This is a genomic window from Chlorogloea sp. CCALA 695 (genome assembly GCF_003003885.1).
Lineage (GTDB): Bacteria > Cyanobacteriota > Cyanobacteriia > Cyanobacteriales > Chroococcidiopsidaceae > Aliterella.
On record NZ_PVWN01000014.1, the window covers coordinates 1 to 18350 of the forward strand.

An 18350-nucleotide genomic window follows, 5' to 3' on the forward strand; every position below is an offset into this window, starting at 1 on the left:
AGATGTGTATAAGAGACAGAAAGTAGAGCCTGTAAAACAAACTACGCTATTAGTAGGAATCAAAACCACCGGACAGATTGAAACTCTACCTAGCAAAAAGGTAGAAGTTACTGCACCAATTCCGGGGACAGTTGTTGAATTGCTGGTAGAACCTGGGGCAGCCGTCAAAAAAGGTCAGCCCGTTGCGGTTTTATCCAGTCCCGAATTAGTAGAATTGCGCGTACAATCCCAGGAAAAACAAGCCGAAGCCAAAGCCGATTTGCAGCAAGCGCAAGCCGATTTAAACCTAGCAAAGCAAAATCTCCAACGTCAGCGTCAAATAGCTATTGCAGAAATTGAACAAACTCGCACCGAACTTAAAGTAGCTCAAGAACAATACGATCGCGATCGCGATTTAGTTAACGTAGGAGCGCTCCCCCGTCGGGAAATGCTCGAATCCCAAGCTCATTTAGCCGAAGGTAAGGCACAACTATCTAAAGCGAATAGCCGCCGGGAAGTATTAGAAGCTGAAGCCCAACTAAAACGCGCCCAATCGTCGGTAGAAGTTGCTAATTCTCGCATCAGTCTAAGTCATGCTGCCTACCAAATGCGGCTCAAGCAGCTAGGAAACCGTGCGAACGAGAAAGGATTAGTTGTAGTATCTGCTGCCATATCTGGCATAGTTAGCGATCGCACAGTTAGCCTCGGACAGTCGTTTCAAGATGCGGGGGGCAAGCTAATGACAGTTGTTAATGATAACCAGGTTTTTGCGACGGCGAATATCTATGAAAAAGATTTAAACCAAATTGCTCTAGGTCAAAAGGTAAATGTAAAAGTTGATAGTTTACGCGATAGCGCAAGCGCGCCCGGTAACGGGCTTCGCACTTTTAGCGGACAAATTACCCGCATTGGCTCAGTTGTAGAAAGTGAAACCAGAATTATCCCCGTCCAAGCGCAATTAGATAACTCTGATCGTCAGCTAAAGCCGGGAATGTTTGCCCAATTAGAAGTTTTAACAAACCAAACGCCCACAGCTATTTTGGCAATTCCTAGCAATGCAGTAGTGGAAGCTAAGGGTAAACAACTTATCTACATTCAAAATGGCGATGCTTACCAAAGCGCCGAAGTTAGGTTAGGGCAAACTTCGGGAAACATGGTTGAAGTAAAAAGCGGTTTATTTGAGGGCGATCGCATTGTTACCCAGGGCGGCAATTTGCTTTACTCCCAATCCTTACGCAGCGACAATAAAACCCCCACCGTTCATCCTGAAACTACCGTTAAAAAAGATGCAACGATTCCTTGGTGGTTGGTGATTCCGGCTAGTGGTGCGATCGCATCTGCTGCTTTTTGGGTAGGTCGTCGTACCTCACCCCAATTGATGCCAGTTATCGAAATTTCTGCCAATAAATCGCCCCTATGGAATGACAATCATCGCGTTACAGAAGCTCATGAATCAACCAAAAATCAAAAGTAATCATGCTCAGTACCATCATCAAATGGTCAATTGCTCGACGTTGGTTAGTTATTATAGCTGCGGCTTTAATCACCGTTTGGATTGTGCGCGTCGCTTCGCAAATGCCTGTAGATGTTTTCCCTAACTTTGCACCTCCCCAAGTCGAAATTCAAACAGAAGCGCCAGGACTTGCACCCGAAGAAGTTGAATCTCTGGTAACTTTGCCCATAGAAAGCGCGATTAATGGTACTCCTGGCGTTACAACGGTAAGGTCTTCTTCTGCTGTGAGTATTTCTGTAGTCAAGGTTATTTTTAATTGGGGAACAGATATTTATCAAGCCAGACAATTAGTAACGGAACGATTGCAACTTGCTGTAAATAAGCTACCCCAAGGAGTTGAACCGCCCCAGATTTCCCCAATTAGTTCTCCCATTGGGACAGTAATTAAGTACGCTTTTACGGTGGATGGAGAAACGCCAAATAGTTTAATGGAAGTGCGCCGAATTGTAGATTGGCAAGTTACGAATCGCCTTTTAGCAGTACCAGGAGTTAGTCAAATAGTAGTATTTGGTGGAGATGTCCGCCAGTATCAAGTATTGATCGATCCGGCAAAACTTAGCGCCTTTGATATTTCTTGGCAACAAGTGACCGAAGCTGCACAATCGGCTAATATTAACGCTCCTGGAGGCTATTTAACTAACTCCGACACCGAATTATTAGTACGGGGTATAGGACGCATTAGCTCGATTGAAGACTTGAAGCAATCAGTAATTACTGCTCGTGATGGTATCCCCATTAAGTTAGAAGATATAGCAGATGTGCAAATAGGGGCGGCTACTAAGCGCGGCGATGCTAGTTTAAACGGGCAAAAAGCAATTATCATAATTGTGAATAAACAGCCCCTTGCAGACACGCCAACGGTAACTCGTGCGATTGAAGATGCGATCACCGAGCTTAAATTAGGTTTACCCAAAAACATTAAAGTTACTGTTACTTTCCGTCAAGAAGACTTTATCGAAGCATCAATCGATAATGTCAGATCAGCGCTAATTGAAGGGAGCATTATTGTTGCTTTAATTCTTATCCCGTTTTTGATGGATTGGCGGACTTTAGTTGTAAGTCTTACCGCCCTTCCCCTATCGTTGTTATTGGGTTTACTAGCGCTGAACTGGTTGGGACAAGGACTTAATACAATGACCCTGGGAGGACTTGCAGTAGCTATTGGTTCGGCGGTTGACGATGCGATTGTCGATGCTGAAAATGTCCATCGTTCTTTGCGGGAAAACAAGTTTTCATCCCAAAAGCGATCGCCTTTACAAGTTGTCTTTACTGGCTGTCAGGAGGTGCGAGACTCTTTATTTGGCGCAACTTTAATTACTGTTGTGGTCTTTTCGCCAATTTTTGCCTTAGCTGGTGTAGAAGGGCGCATTTTTACACCGATGGGAATTGCTTATTTAGTCGCCGTTTTAGCTTCTAGTTTGACAGCACTTACCGTTACTCCGGCTTTGTGTGCGATTTTACTACCTTCTGGTCGCTTGCTGGAAAGAGAACCTTTTGTAGCAAGATTTTTTAAAGGGTTTTATCGTCCGCTTTTAAATTTTTCGATGCGTAACTCTAAAGTAATTTTAGCGATCGCTTTAGGAAGTTTAGTAGCTGCGATCGCTATCGTCCCCTCCCTAGGACGAGTTTTTTTACCACCATTTCAAGAAAAATCGCTGATTAATTCTGTAAATCTCTATCCTGGCGTGTCTTTGGAAGCTACTAACCGCGCTGGTTTTGCCATTCAAGATGCGCTAAAAGGCGATCGCGCTTTTGAGCAAATCGCTTTACGTTCTGGACGCGCACCGGGAGATAGTGATGTTGGCGGTGTCAATTTTGGCGAATTAGATGTTGAATTGAGCAAATTAGGGATAAAAAACCGGGAAGCAAGTATCGAAAAATTGCGCGCAGAATTTGCAAAATTGCCAGGAGTTGCAGCCAATGTTGGCGGATTTATTTCTCACCGCTTAGATGAAGTGCTGTCAGGAGTTAGAAGTGCGATCGCTGTTAAAATTTACGGTACTGATTTAGAACAACTCCGAACTATTGGTAGCCAAGTTGAAGAAGTAATGAAAACTGTTACCGGGGTTGTAGATTTGCAACTTGAGCCGCAAGTCCCTATTAGACAAATGCAAATTCAGTTTGACAGAGTGGCGGCGGCTCGTTATGGTTTAACAATTAAAGAACTAGCAGAAACTATCGAAACGGCTCTTAATGGGCGAGTAGTTTCAACAGTGTTAGAGCAGCAACAAACCTTTGATTTAGTAGTGTGGTTAAAAAAATCAGATCGCGGCAATTTGGAAGCGATTGGTAACTTGTTAATTAATACTCCGACCGATCAACAAATTCCTTTAGCTCAAGTTGCCAAAATTAGTTACGGTACTGGCCCAAATACAATTAATCGGGAAAATGTTTCGCGGCTAATTATAGTATCCGCCAATGCTACCGGGCGAGATTTGCGCTCGATAGTTGATGAAATTAGCGTAAAAGTCAAGCAACAAGTACAGTTACCTGCGGGTTACTTTATTCAGTACGGCGGTCAATTTGAATCGGAACAACGAGCCACGCAGAATATATTAGCTTTTAGTGCGATCGCCTTTGTTTTAATTACTGTATTAATGTATCTAACAGTAAAGTCTATTCCTTCAACTTTAATGATTATGATTAACTTACCTTTAGCATTAGTCGGAGGTGTAATTTCTGTCGCTTTAACGGGTGGGGTTATTTCTGTTGCTTCGCTAGTTGGGTTTATTACATTATTTGGCGTAGCAACTCGAAACGGCTTGTTGTTAGTTGATAATTACAATGCCAAATTTGTCGAGGGGATGGTTTTTAAAGAAGCAATAATTCAAGGCTCAATGGAGCGTCTAAATGCTATTTTGATGACAGCTTTCACCTCGGCTTTAGGTTTAGCCCCTTTAGTAGTCGGGAGTGGCGCAGGTAAAGAAATTCTCCAACCTTTAGCAGTTGTGGTGCTAGGAGGTTTATTTACTTCTACAGCTTTAACTTTATTAGTTTTACCAGCTTTGTACGCTCAATTTGGGAAAACATTAGTACCTCAAACAAAGCCAATTCAATCAGAAGATTTTACACTGCAAGATTTACCTATTCATTAAAAAGCAGAGTGAGAATTTATATAGTTTATAAAAGGAAAAAATCTCACCAAATTGCAAGTTACAGACCGTTTGAAACATTCTTCAATCATCAAAAAAATAAAGAGAAGCAAATGAACATTAAAACCAGATTAATTATTCTCAACAGTATCGGATTAATCTTTTTAGGATCTTGTAGCAAGAATATACCATCTACCTCTACAAGTAGCCCAAGTTCTTCCCCCGTAGAAGTTGTACAAAGTCCTTCTGTATCCCCGGAAACCAAACAATCCCAAGCATCTAAAGGAGGTCAAGTTGTAGAATCCAGTGGTTATCATTTAGAGTTTGTATCTGAAGTAGAAAATAATGGCACTCACCTAGATTTCTATCTGCAAAAAAGCGACAATCACGAAGCAATTTCTAATGCTAAAGTAACAGCGCAAATTCAGTTACCTGATGGTACGCAAAAATCCCTTCATCTCCCTTATGATGCTGGAGGTAAACACTATGCAGCTTTGCTCCCGGAAAAAGCATCGGGAGAATATAATATAGCAATTCTTTCGGACATTAGCGGCGAAAAAGTGAACGGTCGCTTTACCTTTAAACGCTAAATACTACTTTCAATTTGCTAGTTTTTATGAAAGTTCTTTTAGTCGAAGATGAGCCAGATTTGGGTGCAGCAATCAAACGTACCTTAAACCAAGAAAAGTATATCGTTGACTGGGTTTTAGATGGCAATGAAGCTTGGTATTGTTTAGAAAATCAGTGGACTGAATATACCTTAGCGATCTTTGACTGGTTGCTACCGGGGTTATCAGGATTAGAACTTTGTAAAAAACTGCGAAGCCCGGTAACGGGCGCGCTTGCGCTATCGTACAAACAAACTCTCCCGGTTTTGATGTTGACAGCTAAAGACAGAATGGAGGATAAAGTTGCAGGCTTAGACGCAGGTGCAGATGATTATTTAGTAAAACCTTTTGGGATGGTAGAATTGCTGGCGCGGTTACGAGCATTACAAAGACGATCGCCATCTTTTCAATCCCAACAACTACAAATCGGTAATTTAACTTTAGACTACGCTACTTATACTGTTTATATTCAAAATTCAACGGGCGATCGCCAATTTGTTACCTTAACTAGCAAAGAATTTCAGCTACTAGAATACTTTATGAAGCACCCCAATCGAATTGTTACCCGCGATCAAATTCAAAATCAGCTTTGGGAAATGAGCAATGAACCCCTAAGTAATGTTGTGGCGGCGCAAATGCGGTTACTAAGACGTAAACTCTCCCAAATAGAAAACGTTAGCTCTGATCGGGGGCTTGTACCCCATCGCCTAATTGAGACTATACACGGTATCGGCTATCGTCTCAATCATGAACCAAAATAGGCTTTTTCACCTCACTCGCTGGCGCTTGGCGGCTTGGTACGCCGTTGTTATGGGGTTTATCCTCGGATTGTGTGGTTTGGGGGTATATCAGGCTATAGTCCATGCTCATTGGCAAACTTTAGATCGAGAATTGGAGTCCGTCGCGGGAACTCTCCATGACAGTATTGAAAACACTTTGAAGCAACCGGGACGCTTAGAACCAACTACTCAGCAACTTTTACCAGAAGAAAGGGAAAAGCGCCATATTTTAGGAGCCATTCACCAAGGCGATTATTATGTAAGATTATTAGATAATTCAAATCAAATTGTTACGTTGGCAGGTTTTCAGCCTCAAGAATTGCGGTTAATTTCAAAAAAAGGTACTTGGCAAACCCTAAAAGATGCCCAAGGAAGCCGCTATCATCAAATTTCTTTAAGTCTGCACACTCAAAACAATATCTCTTGGGGATCTATGCAGATGGGACGAAGTCTCCAAGATATTGACAATTATTTAGCTAATGTCAAACTAATTTTGCTGTTAGGATTACCCATTGCGATGATTTTGGTAGGCGCTTCTAGCTGGTGGTTGTCAGGGTTAGCAATGCAACCAATTTATCAATCTTATCAACAAATTCAGCAATTTACTGCCGATGCTGCTCACGAATTGCGGACACCTTTAGCAGCTACCCAAGCAACGATAGAATCAGCTTTAAGACTTTACTCTTTTACATCCGAAACTCAAGATATATTCAGCGCCATAGAACGGCAAAATCGACGTTTAACTCAATTAGTTACAGATTTACTATTGCTGGCGCGGATGGAAAAGCAACCATTGTCAGTACAAAATCGATGTTGCTTAAACGATCTTGTCAGCGATTTAGTTGAAGAATTGGCAAGTTTAGCGATGCCTGCGGCGGGCTGCGCCTACGCCTCCCACATACAATTAACCTCTAAGTTCAAGCTAGACAAACCTTTGACTGTTTTAGGAAATGAATCGCAACTTTATCAAGTAGTTTCTAATTTAATTATTAATGCTATCCAATCTACTCCTAAAGGTGGTCGGGTGACAGTAACCTTAGAACGCAACCATAACTATGCTGTAATTAATATTCAAGATACAGGTATAGGGATTGACGCATCGGAGCAAAAGCGGATTTTTGAGAGATTTTATCGTGTAAATAGTGATCGCTCTCGTAATACTGGTGGTTCTGGATTAGGACTTGCGATCGCATCAGTGATTGTTCAAGCTCACAAAGGTAGTTTACAAGTACAAAGTCAATTGGGTAAAGGTAGCACTTTTACGGTGCGTCTACCTCTAGCAACCAATATCTTTCACAAGGATGATAACAAAGGCGAAGCCCGGTAACGGGCGCGCTTGCGCTATCGCTCGTTGCAGGATGAAAAGTAAGCAAATATGACAACTATAGACAATATTTTTTCTGACTATCAAGAACCATCCGCAGTTTTGACGGCTTTATTGCTAGAAATAGGCGAAGCTTTGCAATGCGATCGCATTTTTCTGTAATTGCGTAATCCTCAAACAAAATTTGGTAAGGTTGTAAACTGCTGGCGACGCACTCTAGAAATTCCCGATGTCAATGACTACCAGTGGAAACAAGAACCCGAATCTTTACACCATAAAGATCCCTTATTTGCGGCGGCTTTGCAGACCAAACCATCAGTTTATGTTAACTATGTTAACACCGCAAGTATTAACATAGTTAACAAAGATGTTGAGCAAAAAATCTTTAAACACTGGGCATTAGTTCATGCTCACTTGTGCAAAGATGGTCAATTATAGGTAATTTTGCAACCTTTGTTAGTTTAAAAAGTAGCAATTTAAAAACACCAGAAGATTTAGTGGAAAAGAAGTAGGCTTACAACTAGGCTCAACTCAACAAACAGCAGCCAAAAAATTTAAAAATGTCAAACTCAAATCCTTAAATAAAACTTCAGAAATTATCCAAGAAGTGAAAGCAAAAAGGATAGATGGAGCAGTTATTGAAGATACGAGCGCTAAAGGTTTTATCAACAATAATCCAGACTTAGAATTTACGACTATTACCAATGCTGGTAAAGATGAAATAAAGCGGCGAAATCGATAATTTAGTCAAATAATGGTAAACCTGTTGTTGCAACAGAAACTCTTAGCAATTCTGGCTTTAGTTTTGGCAAAATAGCTGCTAGTATTCCTTACATTATTGACGGTATCCGAGTAACACTGTTATTCACTCTACTAGCAGCGTTTCTAGGATTCCTTTGGGGGGGGGTAATACTGTCGTTATGCAAAATTTTGACCCTCAAGCCTTTACAGTGGTTTGTAAACGCTTACACATCGATTTTTAGAGGTACGCCGCTACTATTACAAATTACCTTAGTCTATTATGCAACACCTCAATTAACTCGAAAAAGTAGGTTTGAGTGAAAAAGCTGATGTCTACCCCTCTAAGCTATCAGGAGGACAAAAACAGCGCGACCGCCGTCGCCCGATCTTTGGCAATGACACCAGAAGTAATGTTATTTGACGAGCCAACTTCTGCCCTCGATCCTGAGATAGTAAAGGAAGTATTGCAAGTAATGAAAGACTTAACGCAAAGGGGGATTATAATGGCGATCGTTACTCACGAAATGGGCTTTGCTAGAGAAGTAAGCGATCGCATATTATTTCTAGATCAAGAAAGATTAGCTAAAGATGCGACACCTAAAGAGTTTTTCCACAACCCCCAATGCGATCAGGCTAAACAGTTTCTCGAAAAGATGTTGTAATCAATCACTTATCCTGCCATCCGGCATCGTAGCACCTTTTAAGTTGGCATTTGTTAAGGTAGCGCTGCTCAATTCTGCTCTAACTAAATTGGCATTACTCAAGTTAGCATTAGTAAAATTAGTTCTAGCTACAAAAGCATCAATTAAATAAGCATCGCTCAAATCGGCGTAACTTAAATTTGCTCTACTTAAGTCGATTCTATTTAAACTAGCCTTACTTAAATTCGCTCCTGTCAAATTAGCCCGGTTCAATTTGCCATCAGGAATTGCCGCCCCACTAAGATTGACATCCGTTAAATTTGTATCGATCATTGATACTCTTTCGCATCGAGCATTACTTAAATTTGCTTCATAAAGTATTGCTCCGTCTAAATTGGCATCATTGAGCAAGGCATAACTTAGATCAGCATTACTCAAGTCAGCGCAGCTAAGATCGGCTCCGCGCAAGTTAACTTCGTTAAAATTGGCATAGCGTAAATCAGCCCGTGATAAATTTGCCCCAGCTAAGTTTGCCCCGCGTACATCGGCTTTATAAAGTGTCGCTCCGCATAAATTAGCAACATAGTTATTTTTTTCTTGGCGGAGATTTGCCCCACGCAAACATACACCCGTCAAATTTGCCCCACTCAAATTGACATTACGCAAATCTGTATCAAGCATATTTGCATCTAACAAGTTTGCCAAACTCATATCAGCACTACGCAAATCTGCACCTTGTAAAACCGCGCCATGAAGATCAGCATCATGCAATTTAGCCGCCCGTAAGTCAGCTTGAGTGAGATTTGCACCGCTTAACTTTGCCCCAGTTAAATTAGCTTTGAATAGTTGCGCCCGATTGAGGAAAGCAAAAATCAAGTTTGCACCGTGTAAATCGGCTTGAATGAGGATAATACTAATTAAATCAGCAGCAAATAAATTAGCACCTCTCAAATTAGTACCGCTAAAATCTATCTCTCCGGCAGCATAACGCTTAAGAAGCTCATCAACATTCATAGTCCTGCACCTTTTGACGACCTACTTAGTATTCCCAAATTTGTTGAGAATGCAGGAAAAAATATTAAAAACTTTGACGTTGGTAATGGGTAATGGGTAATAATGAGCGGTTCCCAATGAGGAGGAGATAAAAGAGTAGAGACAGGGAAAAATCATCACACTTTCAGTAACGCCAAAACTTTTACTTGCTAGGCAACCTTTACGTTTAGGCATAAATTTATAGATAAAAAGGTTTCAAAGACTGGCTAATGACTTTAGCTACTTGAAGATTCTCATCAACTTCTTGCAAAATCCCCGCCGTAAGCTCTAGTTCATGCACAAGTTTGGTGAATGTTGGACAAAGATGTATTAAGCCAGAGATTAATTCATCAAGCTGCTGCGATTTGAGGCTTGCCCAGTCTTGGCTACTAAAAGTAAATTGCTCGTTTAGTGCAGAAAATAACAGAATTTTTGCTCTTAGTGGGTTGATGTTACTGATAATTTCTGCCCTGATTTTGTAGAGATCGTCAGGCTTAGTAGTTTCTTGTTGATTAAATTTTTGAGGTGCTGTCTCCTCTTGAAACTTAGCTAAACAAGCTTGGGTTTCATCTTCCTCAACAAAATATATTTTTTCTAGCTGACTAATAAGCACATCGGCTACTACCAAGTATTTCTTGGGCTTAGTAGTGGTTTCAGCCATGCCATAAATATACTTAGTTAGACTTGCAAAAGTTGGTTTTTTATTAAGTAATTCTTTGATCGAGCTTTGCCAGTCGACATCATCTATTTTACTTTGCTCGTTTTCCCAAACTTGCTGACAAAGGTAAAATATTAGTTTTTTCAGCCGTAGAGAATCTTCGTGTTGTTTTAAGTATTGAATAACTTGAGTTAATAAATCTAATTTCATCACACTAAAACATCGCCTGTCGCCTCGATTGTATCAGCGGCTACTTGATATTAGGTGTAGGAAGTATGAAGATTTGGGTGTTAAATGCGATCGCACCATAAATAATCCGTGCTGCAAATAGCAACACGGATTAAATTAATCTATTTTCAAGTGCTATGTAGCTTCGCGGACATCTAAGTTAAACAGCATTTGTAGCGATTGCATACACCGCCGTCTAGCTTCAATATCTTGCTCCGCTCGTAATTGCACCATCGGATCATGAAGAATTTTATTGACAATTCCGCGTGTCAAAGCTTCTACTACTTCTTGGTGCTTCTCGGCAAACTCCGAACCTAAACGAGACAAGGCTTTTTCTAACTCTTGTTCGCGAATAGCCTCCGCTTTGTCCCACAAGCATCGGATAGTTGAAACTGTTTCTAAACTACGCCACCAACTATCAAAAATTAAGACTTCTTCATCTAACAGCTTCTCTGCTTCCATCGCCATCTTGCGACGGCTGGCGTGATTTTGGGCGACTACAGCCTTCAAATCGTCCACGTTGAACGCTTGGACGTTTTCTAACTCTTTCGCGTCTCCATGGACGTTGCGCGGTACAGAAATATCAAACAACATCAACAAACGATTGGGTTCTAAAGCCGCCTCTAATTTGGCACGATCTAGCAGTGGCTCTGTTGCGGCGGTACTTGTAAATACTAAGTCTGACATCGCAACTTGCGCCATCATTTCGGACATCGGTTGAATTTGTAAAGTAACTTGACTAAATTGCTTGGCTAATTCTTCCGCCCGTGCGCGCGATCGATTTAAAATTGTGATTTCTACCGCACCTTTTGCCAACAAGTGCTGCACCAGTAGCCGCGACATTTTCCCTGCACCGATAATCGTTACTCGACAAGCTGCCAAGTTTTGAACTTTCATCTGGGCAAGTTCTACCGCCGCCGAACTGATAGATACCGCACCCGTGCCAATATTGGTTTCAGTACGAACGCGCTTACCCGCCGTAATTGCTTGTTTAAATAGCTTATTAAGAATAGATTTGATGCCGTTGTATTGCTGCCCTAGTTTGTGAGTTTGTTTGATTTGAGAAAGAATTTGCCCTTCTCCTAAAACCAAGCTATCCAAACCCGCCGAGACACGCATCAAGTGCATAACAGCATCTTCGTGGAGTAAGACAAATAAGTGTTGTCGCAACGCCAACAAGGGCAATTTGCTATGTTCTGACAAAAATTGATTGACTTCTCTAATTCCTTGCTCGGTTTCGCGAGTAACGATATATATCTCTAAACGATTGCAAGTGCTAAGTATTGCTACTTCCTCAACATGAGGATAACTACAGAGGTGAGCGATCGCGCTTTCCATCTGTGATTCAGGAATACTTAACTTTTCTCGAACTTCCACTGGAGCAGTCTTGTGACTAAGCCCCACGACAGCAATATTCATGTCTCCTCCAAGTATCGGCTAAGAGCAGATAGACAAACTATCTCCTCTTAGCCTTGTGCCTCTTACCGTAGTTGCAGCGACTTGACGTTATCGAATAGATGAATCGTATCGACAAAGCGTGCTGTTTGGGATTGGTTGGAAATGACTAGGCTTTGAGTTCTAGCGCCGCCACCAAAGAAGCGAACGCCTTCCATCAAACTACCAGGAGTAATACCGCAAGCGGCGAACAATATAGTATTGCCCGACGCTAGTTCATCAGCGTTATATACTTTATCAGCGTCATGAATATTCATTTCCTTTAAGCGATTTAGGTTGCCTTCCCTGCTTTCACCAATCAAACCAGTTTGGACTACTTCTGGATCGTAGATCAATTGACCCTGGAAGTGTCCACCCAAACAACGCATTGCTGCGGCGGAAATTACACCTTCAGGGGCGGCTCCAATACCCATAAGGGCATGAATATTAGTCCCAGAGAAGGCGCAGCAGATAGCCGCAGAAACGTCACCGTCACTAATTAGCCTAACTCTAGCTCCAGCCTTGCGAATTTCTTGAATTAAATCTGTATGGCGGGGGCGATCCATCACTACTACGACTAATTCCTCTATCGAACGGTTCAAACATTCGGAAAGAATTTTCAGGTTCTCAGTGGCGGATTTATTGATATCTACATGACCTTTAGCTGCTGGAGGTGCAGCCAATTTTCGCATATAAAAATCTGGCGCGGCAAATAAGCCACCTTTTTCGGCAATAGCCAAAACTGCCATGGAACCATTTTGACCGTAGGCAACTAAGTTAGTTCCTTCGCAGGGGTCAACGGCAATGTCAATTTCAATCAATTCGTCTGGGTTGCAGAATGCTTTGGCATCTTCGCGGGTACAAATACCCACTTCTTCGCCGATGTACAGCATGGGAGCATTATCGCGTTCGCCTTCACCGATGACAATGCGACCCCGCATATAGATTTTGTTCATCCGTTCGCGCATAGCCTCTACAGCCACTTGGTCGGCAATATCTTTTTCCCCTTTACCCATCCATCGAGCGCTAGCGATCGCTGCTTGCTCTACTACCTCGATAATCTCTAGCCCTAATGTATTTTCCACGAAGTCTGTCCTCTAAATTGCCGATGAAGTTTGGCGATTTCAGTTCTCAAGTCTACCAAAGCGCGGATACCACTTATAAAAAGTATTAACTAATCCTGTGTTAAGTTTTACTGCTAACTTTATTTACATCGGGTAAAAGGCGATCGCGCTTCTACCTATTTAGAATTTAGATGTAGACATCTTGCAGCCCCTAAAACACAATGTTAGATTTTCTTAACCCCGTCCTCAACCGCCACCCTGAGCGCATCAAAGCCAACGTAGAAATCTATACTTGGCAAACTTGCCCTTACTGCATCCGTGCCAAATTGCTGTTGTGGTGGAAAGGTGTAAATTTTACGGAGTACAAAATCGATGGCAATGAAGCGGCTAGAACCGCAATGGCGGCACGATCTAACGGTAAACGCAGCGTTCCCCAGATATTCATCAATAACCAACATACCGGGGGCTGTGACGACCTCCATAAGCTAAATTCTCAAGGTCAGTTAGATACATTACTTGCTCAAAGTGCCTAAACAAAGTGGATATTCAAATCGCCCCACCTTACAAGCAACATAGCTATTGGATGCAACAGGCGGTTTCTCTTGCCCAACTAGCAGGAGAAGCAGGAGAAGTACCTGTAGGGGCGATCGTGGTCGATGGTAATAACAATGCGATTTCCGCCGCCCAAAACTATCGAGAACGTCACCACGACCCTACAGCCCACGCTGAAGTTATAGCTTTGCGTTTGGCTGGTCAATACTTGCATTCTTGGCATCTAAATAATTGCACGCTTTACGTTACTTTAGAGCCTTGCCCCATGTGTGCGGGTGCTATTATCCAAGCACGGATTAAATTGCTAGTTTATGGTGCAGACGACCCTAAAAGTGGCGCTGTGCGTACTGTTTGCAATATTCCTGATAGTGATTGCTCTTACCATCGCTTAGAGGTGCTAGGAGGCATCTTAGAATCTAATTGTCGCCAACAATTGCAATCATGGTTTGCTCAAAAAAGAAAGTGTAGGTAATTACCCATTCCCAATTCCCAATTACCCATTCCCAATTCTTAAAGTGTCCTCATCAATCGAGACAATTACGATTAGAAAATTTAGGTTTAAATTAATCTAGTTTAAGCCCGCAGCCATCATGATGACGCAAATGGAACCCCAATCTCTAAACACTCCCAAAACTAGCCCCGATGAAGAAGTTGCCCTTTCTGCGCCGATTAGTTCTAGAGTTTCGCCTTGGTTAGCACCATTGGCGTATTTTTTCGGGTGTCGGGTTATTTTACCGTTGTATTTTGGCAAAGTTGCAATTTCTGGACAAGAAAATTTGCCGACTACAGGCCCGGTTATTTTGGCTCCTACTCATCGCTCTCGTTGGGATGCGGTAGTTGTACCGGGGGTAAGTGGTCGCCCAGTGACGGGTCGAGATTTAACTTTTATGGTGTCAGAAAACGAGGCTTCGGGGCTTCAAGGTTGGTTTGTCTGCCGTTTGGGTGGTTTTCCTGTCAATACTGACCGTCCATCAATTCGCACTTTGCGCTATGGCGTTGAGGTACTTTTGCAACAAGAAATGCTAGTAATTTTTCCTGAAGGTAATATTTTTCGTGATGGCTCTGTTCATCCCCTCAAGCCAGGACTTGCTCGTTTAGCAGTTAGCGCCGAAACTACTCATCCCGGCTTAGGGGTGCAAGTTGTACCTATGGGGATTAAATACAGCCAAGAGTATCCTCAGTCGGGAAGTGATGTTTCTATTTGCATCGGCGCTCCCCTAAAAGTGGCAACTTACAATCAGGGTTCGGTAAAGCAAAGGGCTAAACAATTAACCACCGATTTAGAAAATGCCCTTAAAGCTTTGATTTGAAATTTGGTTACAATAGGAACTAATAAAGTATTAATTAAGTCTTCTTTTGGGAAACTTTGACAGATAAAGCAGATTTGGTAAAAGCACCAATGAGAGTTAAGATACCCAAAGTTTTAATTGGTTCGATGTTCTCTCTGTACTTAGTTACGCTATGATATCTGCTGGAACTGTTCGCTTTTCGCCCCGTTATGCCTGTTTAACTTTTTTATCGTCGGTATTAGTTTTAATTATGCTAGTACCAGCTAATGCTCAAAGTGCGAAACCACAGCAACCGAAAAACTCTAATCAAACTCAACCAATCAATCCAACTAGCCCAAATGTACTTAGTCCCGATGCCCAAAATAACAGCGCATTGAGCGTACAAGGCGGACAACGTTTGATGAGCGAAGCAAGTTCTGCGGTTTCTGCTCAAGACTATCCTTTGGCTACTAAAAAGCTTCAAGATGCCCGTCAGGTCTTTAACCAAGTATCGAATTTTTATCAAGAATTAGCTACTAGCTTTTCAGGCATTGATAATCGCCTCGCGGATAGCCAGCGCAAAAAAGCCTTAGACACTGCTCAAATGCGCGATGATGCTACTTACCAACTAGCATTGGTACATCGGGCGCAAAATCAACCCGAACTTGCCGTACCTCTATTAGTTCAAATTATCCGCAGTCAAAACCCGACACGAGACTTGGGCAAAAAAGCTTATCAACAATTATTTGAGTTGGGATTTGTCGATGCTCCTTTTCCTGCTAGTAGTGGTGCTAGCAATCCAAGTAGCGATCGCCCAGCAAATCAACCCAATAAGTAGTTAAATTAGAAAGTAATTGAGCCGCAATATATTATAGGAACTGTGATGATTAGCCCGCAGCAAGTTGAGGAAATGATTAAAATGCGTCTTCCCGATGCTCAAATACAAGTTCAAGACTTGAAAGGCAGTGGCGATCACTATCAAGTTACAGTGGTTTCATCCCAATTTGTGGGGAAAGGACTTGTACAACAACACCAACTAATTTATCAGGCGTTGAATCAAGCCATGTCCTCAGAAGCTATCCATGCTTTGGCAATAAAAACTTCTATTCCTCAAGCTTAATTTCCTAGCACCAAGCCCTTTACAAAATAACAACAAAATTATGACCCCCCAAGTGCAAACACAAATTGATAATTTGCTCAAAGACAACAAAATTGTTGTCTTTATGAAAGGTTCTAAATTGATGCCTCAATGTGGATTCTCCAATAATGTCGTTCAAATATTGAGTACGCTCGGAGTACCCTTTGAAACCGTTGATATTTTGGCAGATAATGAAATACGTCAAGGAATAAAAGAGTATTCCAACTGGCCCACAATTCCCCAAGTTTACGTCAATGGTGAATTTATCGGCGGTTCAGACATCTTAATTGAAATGTACCAAAAAGGCGATTTACAGCAAATGGTGGAAGTTGCTTTAGCTTCTTAAAAGATGTTTTAGAAAATAGGATTCGTCGGGAAGCCCCCTAACTCACGTTAAAAAAGCGGGTATCGCTACTCTTCCCGCTTTTTTACTTCCCTCAAAAGACAAGTCTTTGCTGCCAATTAAAAATCCTCAAGATTATAAAAACCTTGAGGATTTTTTAGTGAGTTAAAAAGTTATCTTAAGTTTTGCTCAAAAACGCATTTAATAATAGTCCGCTTCAGTTTGCGTTTGAGGGAGTGGGGTTTCAAAGTTGAAGGGATCGTAAAGAAATCGCGTTGATTCTTCTTCTAGACGATGAATTAGATAAGCCTCAAGTACGTTAGTTTGGCGTAAAGCAGCTAAGTAACCATCTAGAAACAAGCGCAAGTCGTCAGAGCGATAACCTCGTTGCCATAACTCAACTAAAGCATCGGTTACTCTTTGATATAAACGGATAGTTTGAGTGTCTTGAAGCATAATTAAAAACTGAGTAGGAGAATATTAAATAGTGCATGGTGAAAATTTAATCACTTTTTTAGTTGATTGTTTCACATTGGCGGCAATTAATAGAGGCAATTACCTCTATTAACAACCCTTCAAGCCTAGGAATATAGCTAACCCCAGTAGCTAAGTAGAGCGATCGCAAGCGGTATAAGTCTATTGTAGTCAAATACTTGTGGTTATAAAATGTATCTATCGGGTTAGTCTTAAAGACGACTTATCAAAAATAGGTATAAAAACATTTAGCAGTAAATTTATATTGAAATTTCTGCCTAGCTGGGTACTTTCTAAGGGGAGATAAGGCAACAATTTTTTGAGTGTAAATTGGGAAATTTAACCCTCTAGAGCTACTAAAAAACTTGTTGTTAGCTCTGGGTAAGCTCTAAATCGATCTTTGCTATCATTTGCTTACCTTCGTTTAAAAGATACTCAAGAAAAGTGCTGGCAACTACAGACAATTGTTTGGTGGATGGGTAAACGATATACCAATGGCGTTGAATAGGAAAACCCTCAACATCCAAAATAGTTAATGGCCCTTTTGTACCTTCAAGGGCTAAAACATGGCGAGACAATACCGAAATTCCTAAGCCGCCGACGATCGCGTGTTTGATTGCCTCATTACTGCCAATCTCCATTTCTACATTCATTTCTACTCGGTTTTCGGCGAAAAACTGCTCTACAGCCATTCGCGTCCCCGATCCTGCTTCCCGGATAATAAAAGGCTCTTGGGCAAGGCGCTGTAAGGGAATATTTTTCTCGCCAGCTAGGGGATGATCCGAGGGTGCGATCGCAACTAAAGCATTTTCCAAAATTGGTCGCAGATTAATATCCAGTCCTTCAGGTGGTTGTCCGAGAATATAAAGATCGTCCACATTTTCACTCAAGCGATCTAGTACCTGTTTGCGGTTAGTGACTTGCAACGCGATTTTGATGCCGGGATAACGATGGCGAAACTGTCCTAGCAAACGTGGCACAAAATATTTAGCAGTCGTAATTACAGCTAGGCGTAGATTTCCCTGTTTTAGTCCCTTCAAATCTGCCAAAGTCATTTCTAACTGAGACATTTTTTCTGAGATATCTTTACAGACGCTTAAAACCTCCTTACCTGCATCTGTAAGGTAAATGCGCTTGCCTATTTGCTCAAACAACGGTATTCCTACCGCTTTTGTTAATTGCTTAATTTGCTGCGAAACGGTAGGTTGACTCAAAAACATTTCCTCTGCTGCTTTTGTAAAACTACCGGATCTGGCGACTTCTTCAAATACCTTTAACTGATGCAACGTTGCGTGTTTTAACATCCATTTTCCTGCCCATACTAAGTATTGACAGATTCTATCATCAAATCTAAATATAAACTTTTATCTATTGATCTCTAAGCGATACATCTCCATTTTTACTGCTTTAACTTATTTTCTATCTATATCTACGACTGATATAGCCACTATTTAGTTGATAAAGACAACTTATTCTACATAG

General features: G+C 41.6%; 21 protein-coding genes and 1 pseudogene. 15 read left to right on the plus strand and 7 right to left on the minus strand.

What is annotated here, in order from left to right:
• From C7B70_RS09685 to C7B70_RS09720, 9 genes and pseudogenes are all read left to right on the plus strand, one after another.
• The coding region (locus C7B70_RS09685; RefSeq protein ID WP_106368851.1) for an efflux RND transporter periplasmic adaptor subunit at positions 1–1453 on the plus strand (1453 nt) is incomplete at its 5' end.
• Positions 1454–1455: 2 nt separating this feature from the next.
• Positions 1456–4587 (plus strand): efflux RND transporter permease subunit, encoded by a 3132-nt coding sequence (locus tag C7B70_RS09690; RefSeq protein WP_106368852.1) that lies wholly within the window; start codon positions 1456–1458, stop codon positions 4585–4587.
• Positions 4588–4697: 110 nt separating this feature from the next.
• Positions 4698–5174, plus strand: a complete 477-nt coding sequence (locus C7B70_RS09695; RefSeq protein WP_106368853.1) for a hypothetical protein — start codon at positions 4698–4700, stop codon at positions 5172–5174.
• A 26-nt stretch (positions 5175–5200) separates the two neighbouring features.
• A complete protein-coding gene (gene rppA, locus C7B70_RS09700) occupies positions 5201–5953 on the plus strand; it encodes a two-component system response regulator RppA (protein WP_106368854.1) in 753 nt (250 codons plus the stop codon).
• The gene (gene rppB, locus C7B70_RS09705) at positions 5940–7298 is read left to right on the plus strand and encodes a two-component system sensor histidine kinase RppB (RefSeq protein WP_106368855.1); all 1359 of its coding nucleotides are present in this window, start codon (positions 5940–5942) and stop codon (positions 7296–7298) included. The genes rppA and rppB overlap by 14 nt, the downstream gene beginning before the upstream one ends.
• 159 nt (positions 7299–7457) lie before the next feature.
• On the plus strand, positions 7458–7733 hold the full coding sequence (locus tag C7B70_RS09710; protein ID WP_199192167.1) for a hypothetical protein: 276 nt from the start codon (positions 7458–7460) through the stop codon (positions 7731–7733).
• Positions 7734–7848: 115 nt separating this feature from the next.
• Positions 7849–8037 (plus strand): annotated as a pseudogene (locus C7B70_RS27660) (hypothetical protein); the annotation flags it as partial.
• A 116-nt stretch (positions 8038–8153) separates the two neighbouring features.
• Positions 8154–8357, plus strand: coding sequence for an ABC transporter permease subunit (locus C7B70_RS28730; RefSeq protein WP_369831847.1), 204 nt, complete (start codon positions 8154–8156; stop codon positions 8355–8357).
• An 8-nt stretch (positions 8358–8365) separates the two neighbouring features.
• Positions 8366–8698 carry an amino acid ABC transporter ATP-binding protein gene (locus C7B70_RS09720; RefSeq protein ID WP_199192168.1) on the plus strand — a complete coding sequence of 111 codons (333 nt, stop codon included), beginning with the start codon at positions 8366–8368 and terminating at the stop codon, positions 8696–8698.
• On the opposite strand, the gene C7B70_RS09725 is transcribed toward C7B70_RS09720, so the two are convergent.
• From C7B70_RS09725 to glpX, 4 genes are all read right to left on the minus strand, one after another.
• A complete protein-coding gene (locus tag C7B70_RS09725) occupies positions 8699–9691 on the minus strand; it encodes a pentapeptide repeat-containing protein (protein WP_106368856.1) in 993 nt (330 codons plus the stop codon). It abuts the gene before it with no gap.
• Positions 9692–9908: 217 nt separating this feature from the next.
• The gene (locus tag C7B70_RS09730) at positions 9909–10577 is read right to left on the minus strand and encodes a hypothetical protein (RefSeq protein WP_106368857.1); all 669 of its coding nucleotides are present in this window, start codon (positions 10575–10577) and stop codon (positions 9909–9911) included.
• A 153-nt stretch (positions 10578–10730) separates the two neighbouring features.
• Positions 10731–12014, minus strand: coding sequence for a glutamyl-tRNA reductase (locus C7B70_RS09735; RefSeq protein ID WP_106368858.1), 1284 nt, complete (start codon positions 12012–12014; stop codon positions 10731–10733).
• A 62-nt stretch (positions 12015–12076) separates the two neighbouring features.
• Complete coding sequence (glpX, locus tag C7B70_RS09740) at positions 12077–13114, minus strand: class II fructose-bisphosphatase (protein ID WP_106368859.1); 1038 nt, start codon at positions 13112–13114, stop codon at positions 12077–12079.
• Between the two features lie 200 nt (positions 13115–13314).
• Between glpX and grxC the strand changes: the two genes are divergently transcribed.
• From grxC to grxD, 6 genes are all read left to right on the plus strand, one after another.
• On the plus strand, positions 13315–13626 hold the full coding sequence (grxC, locus tag C7B70_RS09745; RefSeq protein ID WP_106368860.1) for a glutaredoxin 3: 312 nt from the start codon (positions 13315–13317) through the stop codon (positions 13624–13626).
• A 5-nt stretch (positions 13627–13631) separates the two neighbouring features.
• Entirely contained in the window at positions 13632–14117 is a 486-nt protein-coding gene (gene tadA / locus C7B70_RS09750) for a tRNA adenosine(34) deaminase TadA (protein ID WP_255409322.1), read from the plus strand.
• Between the two features lie 118 nt (positions 14118–14235).
• Positions 14236–14955: a 1-acyl-sn-glycerol-3-phosphate acyltransferase gene (locus C7B70_RS09755; protein WP_106368861.1), complete on the plus strand. Its 720-nt coding sequence runs from the start codon at positions 14236–14238 to the stop codon at positions 14953–14955.
• A gap of 151 nt (positions 14956–15106) precedes the next feature.
• Positions 15107–15751: a hypothetical protein gene (locus C7B70_RS09760; protein WP_106368862.1), complete on the plus strand. Its 645-nt coding sequence runs from the start codon at positions 15107–15109 to the stop codon at positions 15749–15751.
• Positions 15752–15796: 45 nt separating this feature from the next.
• Complete coding sequence (locus C7B70_RS09765) at positions 15797–16033, plus strand: BolA family protein (protein WP_106368863.1); 237 nt, start codon at positions 15797–15799, stop codon at positions 16031–16033.
• A 40-nt stretch (positions 16034–16073) separates the two neighbouring features.
• Positions 16074–16397, plus strand: a complete 324-nt coding sequence (gene grxD, locus C7B70_RS09770; protein WP_106368864.1) for a Grx4 family monothiol glutaredoxin — start codon at positions 16074–16076, stop codon at positions 16395–16397.
• A 198-nt stretch (positions 16398–16595) separates the two neighbouring features.
• Here grxD and C7B70_RS09775 read toward each other — a convergent pair whose 3' ends face one another.
• The 3 genes from C7B70_RS09775 to C7B70_RS09780 all read right to left on the minus strand — a co-directional run bounded on the left by C7B70_RS09775 (position 16596) and on the right by C7B70_RS09780 (position 18172).
• Entirely contained in the window at positions 16596–16850 is a 255-nt protein-coding gene (locus C7B70_RS09775; protein WP_106368865.1) for a DUF6761 family protein, read from the minus strand.
• A 58-nt stretch (positions 16851–16908) separates the two neighbouring features.
• Positions 16909–17043, minus strand: a complete 135-nt coding sequence (locus C7B70_RS28305) for a hypothetical protein (RefSeq protein WP_255409323.1) — start codon at positions 17041–17043, stop codon at positions 16909–16911.
• Between the two features lie 196 nt (positions 17044–17239).
• Positions 17240–18172, minus strand: coding sequence for a LysR family transcriptional regulator (locus tag C7B70_RS09780; protein WP_106368866.1), 933 nt, complete (start codon positions 18170–18172; stop codon positions 17240–17242).
• Positions 18173–18350 lie beyond the last annotated feature (178 nt).